This window comes from Halalkalicoccus tibetensis, assembly GCF_037996645.1.
Lineage (GTDB): Archaea > Halobacteriota > Halobacteria > Halobacteriales > Halalkalicoccaceae > Halalkalicoccus > Halalkalicoccus tibetensis.
Window position 1 is genome coordinate 317,452 of the sequence record NZ_JBBMXV010000001.1, and the last position, 13,587, is coordinate 331,038.

The following is a 13,587-nucleotide window of genomic DNA, read 5'->3' on the forward strand; positions in this document are numbered from 1 at the left end:
CACACCTATGGATTATCCGATATAGGGGGTAAGTTTATATTGAATGACGAATATCACTCGAGTATGAGCACGGCAGCACTCACCCACGATCACGACCGAACCGAGATCCCGGCCGAGATCCAGTCGGCCAGTTCGAAGCTCGTCTACCTCTACCTGCACACCGCCGGCGAGGCGACCGTCGAGGAGCTTCAGTCCTCGCTGGGCATGAAGCAGCTCGCGCTGTTCCCGGTGCTCGAGACCCTCTCGGGTGAGGGCCTCGTCGACCGCGAGGGCGAGCGCTACACGGTCGCGGCCTGATCGAGCGTACGAACGACCCCGACCTTCGAGCCGGGAGCCGATTCGAACCACTCCGAAACACGAACGCGGCCCTTCTACTCCCGAACTCACGTTTCCACGAGTGGTGCGTCCATCCGACGGAGGACCGACGAGGGCGCCCTTCGGCGAACGCGGCCGCTACTTGAGCAGCGCCTCGAGCTCGCTCTGGTTCTCGCGGGTCCCGACCGCGACGACGATGTCGTCGGTCTGAAGGATGAAATCGGCCTCCGGACTGGCGACGCACTCCTCGCCGCGCTCGACGGCGATGATCGTCGCGCCGGTTCGCTCGCGGATGTCCGCCTCCGCGAGGGTCTGCCCGATGATCGGGTCGTCCTCGGCGAGGGTGTACCACTCGAGAATGACGCCCTCGCCGAGCATCGTTTCGGGCGATTTCGTGCGAACGGGTTGGAAGTAGGCCCCTTCGAGGATCGAGCCGACGATCCGCGATTCCTGGTCGGTCAGGTCGAGCATCTCCTCCCCGTCGGCGTCCGGCGACTCCCGGTAGAAGAGCTCGCGCCGGCCGCTGTTGTGGATGATCACGACGGCGACGCCCCCCTCCTCGAGCGTGACCTCGAAGCGCTTGCCGACCCCTGGGAGATCGGTTTCCGAAACGTCCATACACGGACTTTCGGCTTCGCTCGTATAAAGGTGAAACCCTCGGGCGGATGGAAAGGCTATTCCCCGGCCTCTCGCATCGAATAGACATGCATCGTAGGCCGAGCACACGTCGCCGCCCGATCCGCTGAGTATGGCCGTCGAGAACCACCTCCTCGACGTGGGGATCATGTTCGCCGCGGTCGCCGCGATGGGCGTCGTCGCGAAGCGCCTCGACCAGTCCGTTATCCCCTTCTACATCCTGATCGGCATGCTGCTCGGCCCGCACGTCCTCGGGGAGCTCGGCCTCCCGTTCGTCGAGGAGACGACGTTCGTCGAGATCGGCGCCGAGCTCGGGATCGTCTTTCTCCTCTTCTTCCTCGGCCTGGAGTTCAATCTCGACCGGCTGCTCGAGAGCAAGGAACGGATCGGTAGAGCAGGCACCATCGACCTCGTCATCAACTTCGGGATCGGGCTCGTGTTGGGCTACGTCGTCTTCGACGCGCTCCTCCCGGCCGTCCTCGTCGCCGGGATCGTCTACATCTCCTCGTCGGCGATCATCACGAAGTCGCTGATCGACCTCGGCTGGATCGCCAACAGCGAGAGCGATCCCATGCTGGGGACGCTCGTCTACGAGGACCTCTTCATCGCGATCTACCTCGCTGTGGTCTCGGCGCTCGTGTTGGGCGGCGGCGACGTCGGCGAGGCCGTCGAGTCCGTCGGGATCGCCTTCGCGTTCATCCTCGTGCTCCTCCTGCTCGTCTACTTCGGCACCGCCTGGTTCGAGCGCGCGCTTCGCACCCAGTCCAACGAGTTCTTCGTCCTTCGGGCGATCGGAATCACCGTCCTCGTCGCGGGCGCGGCGCTCGCCGCCGGGGTCAGCGAGGCAGTCGCGGCCTTCTTCATCGGGATGGCCTTCAGCTCGACCGACTACGTCGACGAGCTCGAACACAATCTCGAGGCGATCCGCGACACCTTCGCCGCGGTCTTCTTCTTCTGGATCGGTCTCGTCACCGACCCCGCGCTCTTTCCGGCGGTCGCCGGCCTCGTCGCGCTCGCCGTCCTGCTCACGACGCCGACGAAGCTCGTCAGCGGCTACCTCGGTGGGCGGGTCTACGGCCTCGACGAACGGCGCTCGACCCGCGTCGGGCTGGGGATGGTCACCCGCGGGGAGTTCTCGCTGATCATCGCGACCGTCGCCGTCGGCGGCGCGGGCGTGACGCTCCCCGCGGAAATGGCGGCCACGATCCAGGCGTTCGCCGTCGGCTACGTCCTCGTGATGAGTATCCTCGGGACGACGCTGATGCGTTACTCCGGTGTCTTCGAGGAGCTGGTCGTTGCCCGTTCCTCGGACGAAGTCCCGGCCGACTAAGCTCCCCACGTCTCCGAGGACGGATCCCGGACCGTACTGCTCTCGCGCCTTGAAATGCCGGCCGAACATCCAAACGGTAGCCACGCCGACGGGATACCGACCACATCTCGGTGCCATGTACGACACGATACTCCTCCCGACGGACGGCAGCGATAACGCGGAACTGGCCTCGGACCGTGCGATCGCCGTCGCCGATACGTTCGGGGCGACGCTGCACGTCCTCTACGTTGTTGAACGGACTCGGGACGATCCGGAAACGAAGGGGATCGAGGAGAAGGTCTCGGAGGAGCTGAATCGGGGACGCGAAGTCGTCGAAGGGGTTGAGAAACGAGCCGCAAACGGGGAGGTCGAGACGACGACGACCGTCGAACCGGGCGTTCCCCGGTCGACGATCGCCGACTACGCCGAGGAGCACGGGATCGATCTGATCGTCATCGGCTCGACCGGGGCCGACGACCCGACGGACAAGCTGCTGGGAACGGTCTCGAAGTTCGTCGTCAACGAGGCGCCGGCGGACGTGCTGACCGTCCGCCCCGACGAGTCCCTCTCCGGGCCGGACTAACCGGAACGACAACTGATTTATTCCCCGTGCTCCGTCGATAAGACGACTCCCTATTGATGGTCACGCAGATCGCGCTCGCGGCCGACTTCGCGATCATCGTCGTCACGGCGACGGTCATCGGCTTCCTGGCCAAGCAGACCGGCCAGCCGACCATCATCGCGTATATCCTGACGGGGCTGCTGCTGGGGCCCGTCTTCCTCGACGTCGTCACCGAGGAGGGGCTCGTCGAGCTCATGGCCGAGCTCGGCCTGGGCTTCCTCCTGTTCCTGCTGGGGATCAAGATGCGCCTCGACGACGTCAAGGAGATCCTGCGTCCGATCGTCAACATCGCGGTCTGGCAGACGATCCTCCAGACCGCGCTGGCCTTCGCGGTCGCCTACGTCCTCGGGTTCACCCTGGTCGAGACGGGCATCATCGCGCTCGCGACCGTCTTCGGCGCGACCCCGATCATCGTCAAGATCCTCACCGACAAGGACGAGATCACCGCGCTGCCGGGCAAGATCGACGTCGGGGTCCTGATCGTCCAGGACATCTACCTGGTGTTCGTCCTCGCGATGCTCGGCGCGGGCCAGCTCGACAGCGCCAGCGAGGCCGGCATCACCCTCGCGACGATCACCGCACTGATCGGCCTGATCGGCGTCTTCTCGGTCGCCTCCTCGCGCTACCTCCTGCCGAAGCTCTTCCGCGAGATCGCCGACAACAAGGACGTCTTCTTCGTCGTCGCGCTCGCGTGGGCCTTTCTCTTCATCAGCGTCTCCGAGGCGCTCGACCTCTCGGTCGAGGTCGGCGCCTTCCTCGCGGGGATCAGCCTCGCCCAGCTGCCCTACAGCAAGGAGCTGGAGGAGCGCATCGGCCCCATCACGGACTTCTTCATCCTCGTCTTCTTCGCCTCGATCGGGCTGCGCCTCGCCGCCGACGACCTGCTGGCCTACTGGGTCGAGGCCGTCGTCGCCTCGGTCGTGCTGATGGTCGGGAACTTCTGGATCATGTTCTACCTCATCGACCGCGAGGACTTCAGCGTCGAGACCTCCTTCCTCGGGAGCATCAACATGATCCAGGTCAGCGAGTTCTCGCTGGTCGTCGGCGCGCTCGCGATCGCCCAGGGCTACATCGGCACCGAGATCCTCGGCTATCTGAGCCTGATGGCGCTGCTGACGATGAGCGTCTCGGTCTACATCATCAACTACAATCACGCGATCTACGCCCGGGTCCAGCCCTGGTTCGCGCGCTTCGAGGGCGAGGGGAAGGGCGACGTCGAGCTGCCGGAGTACCGCGACCACGCCGTCGCGATCGGCTACGACGAGATCACCAGGAGCGCGCTGCCGTTCCTCGAGGAGGAGTTCGGCCACGTCGTCGTCATCGACAGGAAGACCGCCCACGTCGAGGCGCTCGAACGCGAGGGCTACGACGCGATCTACGGCGACTTCCGCCACGGCGAGATCCGCAAGGCCGCGGGATTGAAGCGTGCCGATTTCGTGTTGAGCTCGACCGTCCAGCCCGAGGTGAACAAGGCGCTGCTCGCGGAACTTCCCGAGGAGACGACGGTGTTCGTCGAGGCCAACTGGATCGACGACGCGCGCGAGCTCTACGATCTCGGCGCACACTACGTGATCATGAGCACGCATCTGACCGCCGAACGGATCAGCGAGTACATCGAGCTGTACGTCGAGGACAGCGCGTCGTTCCGCGAGTACGTCGCCGACGACGTCGAACGGATCCGGCGCCACGACGAGGAGGAGATAGACACCTACATGACCGAGCGACTGCGCCGGTCGGAACGCGAATCGGAGGGTGTCGCCGATGAGTGAGCTGCTGACCGCCCTCTCGGTGATCTTCGTCGTCGCCGGCGGACTGCTGCTCGTCGCGAACCACTACTCGCTCGCGACGGTCCCGTTCCTGATCCTCGCGGGGGTGATCGCCGGCTTCTTCATCGATCCTCCCGTCTTGCTCGAGCTCGCCCAGTGGGGGATCGCCTTCCTCGTGTTCGTCTTCGGCGTCGAGCTCGATCTGGGCTCGATGCGGACCCTCGCTCGCGATGCCGAGATCACGACGACGGTCCAGGTCGGCGTGGTCGGCGCGCTCGGGTTCGCCGCCGGGCTGGGGCTCGGCTTCGACGCGACCAACGCGCTGTACTTCAGCGTCGCCGCCGCGCTCTCCTCGACCATCGTCGGCGCCGGCCTGCTTCAGGCGGAGTTCCGGCAGAACCTCGTCTACGGCCGGCTGGCCCACTCGGTCCACTTCGTTCAGGACCTGCTCGCGATCCTTCTGATCCTCGTGCTGAGCGCCGAGACCGCGTCGGCGGACGCGGTCGCCTCGAGCCTCGGCTACGGCGTCGTCCTGCTGGCGGCCGCCTACGTCATCAACGTCTACCTGTTCGATCACCTCTCGGCACTCGCGGAGGGCTCCCAGGAGCTGCTGATGATCACCGCGATCTCGATCCTGATCGGCTTCCTCGCGCTCACCGAGCTGGTCGGGATCTCGATCGTCGTCGGCGCCTTCGCCGCCGGGCTCGCGATCAAGCGCGACTTCACGCGGAACCTGGGGATGCTCAACGGGATCGAATCGATCAAGGACTTCTTCGTCGCGGTGTTCTTCGTCTCGTTGGGCGCGCTCGTCTTCCTCGGGACGCCGGATCTGACCGTCCTCGCGGCCGCGCTCGTCCTCGTCTTCCTCACCGCGGTCGTCAAACCCGCCGTGACGTTCGTCGCGTTCCTCCGGGAGGGCTACGACGCCCGGACCGCGACCCTGACGAGCCTCAGCCTCGATCAGACCAGCGAGTTCGCGCTCATCATGGCGATCGAGGCGTTCATCGCGGGGTTGATCGTCCCCGAGCTGTTCGACGCGATCATCCTCGCGGCCGCGGTGACGATGATCACCGCCTCCTACACCCGACGCAACGACGAGCGCCTCTACGGGCTCCTGAGTCGGGCCGGGCTGCCGCGTGCGAGCCACCGCAAGACCGATCAGCGAAGCGCCGTCGAACCGGGGCTGTCGGATCACGTGATCGTCGTCGGCTACGGCCGGCAGGGTCGGCGGCTGGTCGAGACCTGCGAGCGTCGGGGGATCGACTACCTCGTCGTCGAGAACGACCCGACGATGTTCGAGTCCCTCGAGGGCGAGTGTCGCAACTACGTCTTCGGCGACGTGATGGACCGCTACACCTGGGAGAAGGCCGAGGCCGACGGGGCCTCGCTGATCGTCTCCACCGTCGACCAGCGCCGCGTCTCCGATCGGATCCTCTCGCTGGAGACTGATGCCGACGTGATCCTGCGCTCGCGGACCGCCGACGAGGCGGGCGACCTGCTCGACCGGGGCGCGCTCTACGTCAACGTTCCCGATCTACTCGCCGCCGACCGGCTGCTCGAGCACGTCGCCGGCGTCACCGAGGAGCCCGGCTACCGCGAGCGCCTTCGCGGGAAACATCTCGAGGAGCTCGACGCCTTCGAGGAGGCGGGGTTCTCCTCGATGAGCGAGGACACCGACCCGAGGTCGTGATCCCGTCCGCGAACGTGAGAGCTATGGGTCCGCCGTGCGCGTCCCCCGTATGGAGTGGGGCGAACGCTGGGGGCTGATCGGCACCCATCTGACGGTCGCGCTGACGGGGATCGTCGCCGTGCTCTCGATCGTCACCGGGATCGCGAACATCAGTGCCCCCGCGGTCGGACTGCTCTACGAGCTGATCGACCTCCCGCTCGTCGTCCACCGGACGGCCGGGTTCACCGGCGCGATGACCGGCTTTCTCATGCTGCTTTCGGCCTATGGGCTCCGCGGCCGCCTCCGTGTCGCCTGGTGGTCGACGGCCGTCCTGTTGCCGATGACGGCGATCCAGGGGCTGCTCCAGTCGAGCGTGCTCTCGATCCCGCTGATCGTGATCTCCGCGCTCGCGATGCCGAACCTGCTCGCGAACCGGGGCCATTTCGACCGCGAGCTCCAGCTCTCGAACACGCAGATCGCCGCCGGCCTCGCGCTGGTGGGCGCGCAGGCCTACGGGACGCTCGGGACCTACGCGCTGCGCGAGGAGTTCGGCGAGGTCGAGACGATCCTCGACGCCTTCTACTTCACGCTGGTCACCGCGAGCACCGTCGGCTACGGCGACGCGACCCCGCTCACCCAGGAGGCACGGCTGTTCGGTCTCTCCGTCCTCCTCGTCGGCACAGCGAGCTTCGCGGTCGCGCTCGGTGCCCTTCTGAGCCCCGTCATCGAAGCCCGCCTCGCCTCCGCACTCGGAAAGATGAACGACGCAGAACTCGCCTCACTGGACGATCACGTACTGGTTCTCGGCTACGGCGAACTCACCGAGCCGATCCTGCAGGAACTCGAGACGCGCGCGCCCTTCGTCGTCATCACCGACGACGAGGCCCGCGCCGACCGGCTGGCCGACCGCGACCTCCTCGTGGTTCGGGGCGACCCGAGCGACGAGGAGACGATCGAGCGCGCCGGCCTCGAGGCGGCGCGGGCGGTCGTCGTCGCGACCAACACCGACGCCGAGGACGCGCTGACGGTGCTGACCGTCCGCCAACTGCGCCCCGATATCCGGATCGTCTCGGCGGCGACGGATCGCGAGAACGTGATCAAGCTCAAGCGCGCGGGCGCCGACACCGTGATCAGCCCGGCGACCATCGGCGGGCGACTGATGGTCCAGTCGGCGCTGGGACGCGAGGACACCGAGGACATCGCCGACAGGCTGCTGGGCGACGAGTAGTCCCGGTCAGAGCCGGTCGTAGTGCTCGTCGAAGACCTCGAGGACGGCCTTCAGCGCGCCGACGATCACGGGACCGATGAACAGCCCCATGAACCCGACCAAATACAGCCCGCCGACCACGCCCACGAGGATGACGCTGGGGTTCATGCTCGCGTACCGGTCGACGATGACTGGCCGGAGGAACTCGTCGGTGACGCTGACGACGACCGCGCCGTAGACGAACAGCGCGACGCCGAAGAGGGGCTCGCCGGTCGCCACCAGATAGATCGCGGCGGGCCCCCAGATGATGAACGCGCCGATCACCGGGAGGAGGGCGAGGATGATCATCATGAACGTCCAGAAGGCGGCGTTCGGGATCCCGGTGACGAACAGCCCGATCCCCGCCACCGCGCCCTGGACGAACGCCACGAGGACGTGGCCCAGAAGCACCGCCCACGTGATGTCCCCAAGGCGGTCCATGAGCTCCGAGCGGACGTCCTCGGGGAGCGGGATGATGGTGTTGAGCCACGCGACCAGCGAATCGCCGTCCTTGAGCAGGAAGAACAGGATGAAGACGGCGATCGCGAGGCCGATGACCACGTCGGTGGCCGCTCCCAGAACCCCCGCCGCGCTCCCCAGTGCGACCTCCGCGGCGTCCTGGGCGTACGAGCTCGCCTGCTCGACGATGTCGATCTGCTGGCCGGTGTACTGTGCGATCAGCCCCTCGATCCCGCCGAACTCGACGTCGGCCCCGCCCGCCTGCTGGGCGAGCTCGGCCGCGTCGTCGGCGACGAGCGCGGCGATGACGACGAAGGGGACGACGAGCGTGACGAACGACCCGAGGATCAACAGGAAGGCCGCGATCCCCGCCCCGACGCGCGACTCGAGGCGTTTCTGGAGGGGCGAGAGCACGAACGCGAGCAGCCCCGCCATGAGGAAGTACTGCATGAACGGCTCGATCAACCAGTACGACAGTAACGACAGGATCCCGATGAGGAGTAGTAGAAACCCCTTTCGAATGTTCATACTGTCGTTTGGGGCCGCCGGCCGGATAAAACGCGACCCTGCGTTATCGGTCGACGTAGTGCTCGTCGAACGTCTCGACGGCGACCTTGAACGCGCCGACGATCACGGGCCCGAAGAACAGCCCCATCACGCCGAGCAGGTAGAGCCCGCCGACCACCCCGAGCATGATCGTCGCGGGGCTGAGCCGGGCCCGGCGGTCGACGAGGATCGGTCGGAGGTAGTTGTCGGAGAGGCTCACGACCACCGCGCCGTAGACGAACAGCGCGCCGCCCGCGACCGGGCTCCCCGCGAGGACGAGCCAGGCCGCCGCGGGCCCCCAGACGAGGAAGGCGCCGACGATCGGCAACAGCGCGAGCAGCACCATCGCGAGCGTCCAGAACGCGGCGTTCGGGATCCCCGTGGCGAACAGCCCGATCCCGGCGAGGAACCCCTGGATCGTCGAGACCAGCACGTGGCCCACCAGCACCGCCCACATGAGATCGTCGATGCGGGTCGCGAGGTCCGAAAGCACCCGGTCGGGCAGCGGCGTCACCTCGAACAGCCAGTCGACGAGCCGCCGGCCGTCCCGGAGGAAGAAGAACAGCATGAACGCCGCGAGCGCGATCCCGAGCAGCGTATGGGTGAAGGCGCCGACGAGGTCGGGCGCGCTGCCCAGGAAGACGCCCGCGAAGTTCTCGGCGGCCGCCCCGAGCGCGGCGGGCAGGTCGACCTCCTGACCCGTCGCCCGTTCGATCGCCGCCTCCAGCCCCCCGAGGTCGACCTGGCTGTCGCTCAGACGCTGGGCCAGGTCGACCGCGTCGTTCCCGACGAAGGCGACCATCGCGGCAAATGGAAGGATCAGCGCCCCGGTCGCCGCGACCATCAGCGCGAGGGCGGCCCCGGTTCCGCCGATGCGGGGCTCGAGGCGCTCGTAGACCGGCGCGAGCAGGTAGGCGATCAGCACCGCCAGCAGCACGTACTGGAGGAAGGGCCAGGCGATCGCGAGCGACAGCGCGCCGAGCGCGCCGATCACGACCAGCATGAACCCCCTGCTCACGTCCATACTGAACTGACGCCGGGAACGGGGATAAAACGATCCGGCGAGCTACGAGAGCGCGACCACGGCGTCGAGCGAGATGCCGATCGCGCGCTCGACGTTGTCCTTGGCCTTCTCGGGCAGCTCCTCGTCGTCGGTCTCGCCCTTCTGGGTGCCCTCAACGAGATTGCCGTCGACGGTGCAGATCGCGCCCGCGGCCATCCCCTTGCGCCGCGCGAGGCTGAAGACGGCGGCGGCCTCCATCTCGACCGAGAGGATCCCCGCCTCCTCCCAGTTCTCGACGTACTCGTCGGTCTCGGCGTAGAAGGCGTCGTCGGACGCGATCGGGCCGACGTGGACCTCCTCGTCCCTGCTCTCGGCGCCGTCGACCAGCGCCGAGAGCACGTCGTAATCCGGCACGGCGGGGTAGGTGACCGACTCGTAGCGCTTCGAGGTACCCTCGTCCTTCGCGGCGCCCGTCGCGACGATCATGTCGCCGATCTCGATGCCGCTCTGGAGCGCACCCGTCGTGCCCACGCGGATCACCGTCTCGACGCCCACGCGTTCGAGCTCCTCGATCGCGATCGCCGCGGAGGGACAGCCGATCCCCGTCGAGCAGATCGTCAGGTCGACCCCCTCGTAGGTGGCGTTGACGAGCTTGTACTCGCGGTTCTCGGCGACGACCTCGGAGGAGTCACAGAGGCCGGCGATCCGGTCGACGCGGCCGGGGTCGCCCGGGATCAGCGCGATGTCGTTGAGGTCGCCCGGCTCCACCAGGAGGTGTGGTTGTTTCGCCATACGCGCGAGTCTCGGGGTGCGGGCAAAAGCCGTGCGGTCTCGTCAGCCCCCGACCGCGAACAGCAGCAGGTTGTGGGTGCCGGGGCCGAGCCCGACCGCGGCGATCGCGCCCAGGAGAAGAAACCCCTCGCCCGGGGTGTCCTCGACGTAGTCGGCCATCAGCCAGACGATCCCGCAGGCCAGCGCGACCTTCACGAGGACGAACAGCCAGCCGACGCCGATCGCCTCCGCGGTGGGAAGCCCCTCCGCGAAGCCCATGATCGCCCGCGGGAGCGGCGAGCGCTCGTGGACCTCCAGCACGTCGATCCCGACGGCCGTCGAGACCCCGTCGAGGACGTGCCCGAAGACGACGAGCGCGCCGGCCGCGCCGGTCGTCGTCGCCGCACCCGGTAGCGCGCGCCCGAACAGCCACCACGTCATCGCGGCGAGGCCGGTCGAGAGGACGAGCGCGACGGTCGGCCAGACCAGCACGACGGTCCCGCGGTCGTAGCCCACCGCGAAGGCCGCCCCGACCGCGAGCAGCGCGGCCACCGTCCCCGCGAACGCGAGGACCCGGTCGTCGCCGAGCGCCCAGACGAGCCCCGCGAGGACGAAGGTACTGATGTAGACGCTCGGGGTGCCGAGCAGCGGGGAGAGGGCGTCGGGCGCGGCGTCGATGACCCCGAGGACGTGGCCGGCCGCGCCGGCGATCATCCACGGGGCGAACGCCAGCACGGTCGCCTCCCCGACGGGTGGCCGTCGACGTAGGAGCAACGCCACCACGCCCACTGTCGCCACCAGTAGGGGGAGGAGATACGCGAGCGGCGGGAGAGCGAACCCGTCGGGCAGGACCATACCGAGGAACCCCGCCGGGAAATAGAAAGCGTTGCGATCCGGGTGCCCGCCGCCCGCCGGGCACCGTCGCCGACCCGCCTGTCCGGCCCGACGACCCCACCGGAGCCATCGTTTCGGCGATCGGCTCGATTGAGAAATACGTATTATTAGCAGTATTAATACCACACGGAATGAAAACGATCCGGTAGATCCGTCCGGTGCCGTAGCGCGGTCTCCCCGGTGGATTCGTCGCTTCCCACGAGACAGGTGTCTATACCGAACGATCTGAACACCTATCCCTGCCTGTATCCTTGATATCCCATGGCATCGATCATCGAGTTCCGGTTGCCGATCGAGCAGTTCGCGCTGGCACACACCTTCGATGCTGTTTCGGATCTCCGTCTCGAGATCGAGCGGTTCGCCGCCCAGGACGACGGCTCGGCGATACCGTTCGCCTGGGTCTCCGCCGAGGGGGTCGGGGGGTTCGAGGACGCGGTCGCGGACGACCCCTCGGTCGAGTCCGTTTCGCTGCTCGCCGACGGTGACGGCGAACGGCTCTACCGGATGAACTGGACCGAGAACGTCGAGTCCGTCGTCCGCCTCCTGCTCGCGAAGGACGGCGCGATCATGTCCGCGAGCGCGGAGGGCGACGCCTGGGAGTTCCAGATGATGTGTCCGGAACACTACTCGCTGTCGGAGATCTACGATCTCTGCGAGGAGAACGGGCTCTCGCTCACCGTCGACGCGATCTACGAGCTCGGCGGCAGCGAGGAGGCGGCCCACGGGCTGACCGATCCCCAGCACACGTCGCTGCTGGCGGCCAAGGAGATGGGCTACTACGACGTCCCCCGGTCGGTCTCGCTCTCCGATCTCGCCGACGAGCTCGGGGTCTCACACCAGGCCCTCTCCGAGCGGCTTCGACGCGGCCATGGGCGGCTCATCGACCGGACCCTGGGCTCGAACGGCACGGTTCGAACCGAGCGGCCACCGGAACCCGAGTAGCCGTCCCGCCGAGGACGCTTTCCCGGGCCTTCATGACTGTCTGAGCCCTTTCGGCGGGACGTCGGGTGACCCCACGGGATCGCGAGGTGCGGTACCTCGGTCGGCGTTTGCCGGAAGGCGATTCCGGGTGGGTCTGCTATACCAAGTCGACCCTTCATCCGGCTGGAACACGTACTCAGAAGTGGTGCATTACTTCGAGAACCACTGTACCGACTGCGGTTGGAGCGCGAGCACCGAGGACCATCGGTCACGCGCCGCAGTCGGTCGGAAAGCGATCGAGCACTACGCCGAGTCCGGCCACTCGATCGAATCCTGTTCGATCACGTATCCCGTAGTTGTGACGTACCCCGGTCGACCGTAACGCCGGCTCCCGCCGACACGTCTGGGTTCGGCGGGGCTTCCATCGATGAAACCGGCCGTCAGATCGTCGTTCTCTTGGACCGGTCGTCGACGAGCCACCGGCATAGGTGGTCCACCGAGTCGACTGCCTATCGCCGTCGGCGCGTATTCAATCTATCGAGCCATCAGACGAGATCAACAGCGAGGCGGAACTGCAGCGGGAGCTGTGTCGTCTCTTCCGATCGACCCGTCGCAACGAGGTCCCGCTGGGACCGACGTGGATGTGTGAAGACGGGGAGCATCCCGATCTGGAGCTGATCTGTTTCGAGCTCGCCGACCAGTAGCCTCTTTAGGTTCCCATGCCGTTGGCCCGGCCATGGACAAAGCGGCGTTCGCGGCATCGATCGACCACACCGTTCTCGGGCCGGAGACGACACGGGGCGACGTCGAGCGCGTCCTCGATGAGGCCGACGAGTACGGGATGAACGCCTGCATCCCGCCGTGTTACGTCGAGGAGGCCGCCGAGTACGCCCCCGAGGTGACGATCGCGACCGTGATCGGCTTCCCTCACGGCCAGAACACCCCCGAGAGCAAGCGCCGCGAGGGCGTCGAGGCCTGGAAGGCCGGGGCCGACGAGCTCGACGTGGTCTGCAACCGGGGGCGGCTGCTGGGCGACGAGCCCGAGCGGTTCCACGAGGAGCTCGCCGAGATCGTCGCCGCGGTGCCGGTCCCCGTCAAGGCCATCCTCGAGACGAGCGAGCTCCCCGCCGAGGAGATCAGGCGGGCCGCGGAGCTGGCCACGGAGGCCGACGTCGCGATGCTCAAGACCTCGACGGGCTTCGCCGACGGCGGGGCGACCGTCGAGGACGTCGAGCTGCTCGCGGAGTTCCTCCCCGTGAAGGCCAGCGGCGGGGTCGGCGACTACCGGACGGCGAAAGCGATGTTCGACGCCGGCGCCGAGCGCATCGGCGCCTCCTCCGGGGTCGCGCTGGTCGAGGACTTTCCCGACGCCGGTCGAACCAGTTAAGACGCCCGCAGCGAAACCCGGTTCCATGAACGTGCGATCCGCC

General features: G+C 67.3%; 14 protein-coding genes. 9 read left to right on the top strand and 5 right to left on the bottom strand.

Annotation, left to right across the window (positions count from 1 at the left end):
* Window positions 1-63 precede the first annotated feature (63 nt).
* Entirely contained in the window at window positions 64-297 is a 234-nt protein-coding gene (locus WOA58_RS01860) for a TrmB family transcriptional regulator (RefSeq protein ID WP_340602434.1), read from the top strand.
* A 156-nt stretch (window positions 298-453) separates the two neighbouring features.
* Here WOA58_RS01860 and WOA58_RS01865 read toward each other — a convergent pair whose 3' ends face one another.
* Window positions 454-933 (bottom strand): cation:proton antiporter regulatory subunit, encoded by a 480-nt coding sequence (locus tag WOA58_RS01865; protein ID WP_340602435.1) that lies wholly within the window; start codon window positions 931-933, stop codon window positions 454-456.
* A 130-nt stretch (window positions 934-1,063) separates the two neighbouring features.
* On the opposite strand from WOA58_RS01865, the gene WOA58_RS01870 reads away from it, so the two are divergent.
* The 5 genes from WOA58_RS01870 to WOA58_RS01890 all read left to right on the top strand — a co-directional run bounded on the left by WOA58_RS01870 (window position 1,064) and on the right by WOA58_RS01890 (window position 7,545).
* Window positions 1,064-2,281 carry a cation:proton antiporter gene (locus WOA58_RS01870; protein ID WP_340602436.1) on the top strand — a complete coding sequence of 406 codons (1,218 nt, stop codon included), beginning with the start codon at window positions 1,064-1,066 and terminating at the stop codon, window positions 2,279-2,281.
* Between the two features lie 115 nt (window positions 2,282-2,396).
* Entirely contained in the window at window positions 2,397-2,843 is a 447-nt protein-coding gene (locus WOA58_RS01875; RefSeq protein ID WP_340602437.1) for a universal stress protein, read from the top strand.
* Between the two features lie 56 nt (window positions 2,844-2,899).
* Window positions 2,900-4,651, top strand: coding sequence for a cation:proton antiporter (locus tag WOA58_RS01880; protein WP_340602438.1), 1,752 nt, complete (start codon window positions 2,900-2,902; stop codon window positions 4,649-4,651).
* Window positions 4,644-6,338: a cation:proton antiporter gene (locus tag WOA58_RS01885; RefSeq protein WP_340602439.1), complete on the top strand. Its 1,695-nt coding sequence runs from the start codon at window positions 4,644-4,646 to the stop codon at window positions 6,336-6,338. Before WOA58_RS01880 ends, WOA58_RS01885 begins: the two co-directional genes overlap by 8 nt.
* Before the next feature lie 49 nt (window positions 6,339-6,387).
* Entirely contained in the window at window positions 6,388-7,545 is a 1,158-nt protein-coding gene (locus WOA58_RS01890; protein WP_340602441.1) for an NAD-binding protein, read from the top strand.
* Between the two features lie 6 nt (window positions 7,546-7,551).
* Here WOA58_RS01890 and WOA58_RS01895 read toward each other — a convergent pair whose 3' ends face one another.
* From WOA58_RS01895 to WOA58_RS01910, 4 genes are read right to left on the bottom strand one after another with little or no spacing between them, the layout of a single operon-like run.
* On the bottom strand, window positions 7,552-8,550 hold the full coding sequence (locus tag WOA58_RS01895; RefSeq protein ID WP_340602442.1) for an AI-2E family transporter: 999 nt from the start codon (window positions 8,548-8,550) through the stop codon (window positions 7,552-7,554).
* Window positions 8,551-8,593: 43 nt separating this feature from the next.
* Window positions 8,594-9,592, bottom strand: a complete 999-nt coding sequence (locus tag WOA58_RS01900) for an AI-2E family transporter (protein ID WP_340602444.1) — start codon at window positions 9,590-9,592, stop codon at window positions 8,594-8,596.
* Window positions 9,593-9,634: 42 nt separating this feature from the next.
* Window positions 9,635-10,363, bottom strand: a complete 729-nt coding sequence (locus WOA58_RS01905) for a nucleoside phosphorylase (RefSeq protein WP_340602445.1) — start codon at window positions 10,361-10,363, stop codon at window positions 9,635-9,637.
* A 42-nt stretch (window positions 10,364-10,405) separates the two neighbouring features.
* Window positions 10,406-11,197, bottom strand: coding sequence for a DUF63 family protein (locus tag WOA58_RS01910; RefSeq protein ID WP_340602446.1), 792 nt, complete (start codon window positions 11,195-11,197; stop codon window positions 10,406-10,408).
* A gap of 300 nt (window positions 11,198-11,497) precedes the next feature.
* Here WOA58_RS01910 and WOA58_RS01915 point away from each other — a divergent pair, with 300 nt between their 5' ends.
* From WOA58_RS01915 to deoC, 3 genes are all read left to right on the top strand, one after another.
* Window positions 11,498-12,178, top strand: a complete 681-nt coding sequence (locus WOA58_RS01915; protein ID WP_340602448.1) for a helix-turn-helix domain-containing protein — start codon at window positions 11,498-11,500, stop codon at window positions 12,176-12,178.
* A 467-nt stretch (window positions 12,179-12,645) separates the two neighbouring features.
* Window positions 12,646-12,861, top strand: a complete 216-nt coding sequence (locus tag WOA58_RS01920; protein ID WP_340602449.1) for a hypothetical protein — start codon at window positions 12,646-12,648, stop codon at window positions 12,859-12,861.
* Between the two features lie 32 nt (window positions 12,862-12,893).
* Entirely contained in the window at window positions 12,894-13,544 is a 651-nt protein-coding gene (gene deoC, locus WOA58_RS01925; protein ID WP_340602450.1) for a deoxyribose-phosphate aldolase, read from the top strand.
* The last annotated feature ends 43 nt before the right edge of the window (window positions 13,545-13,587 follow it).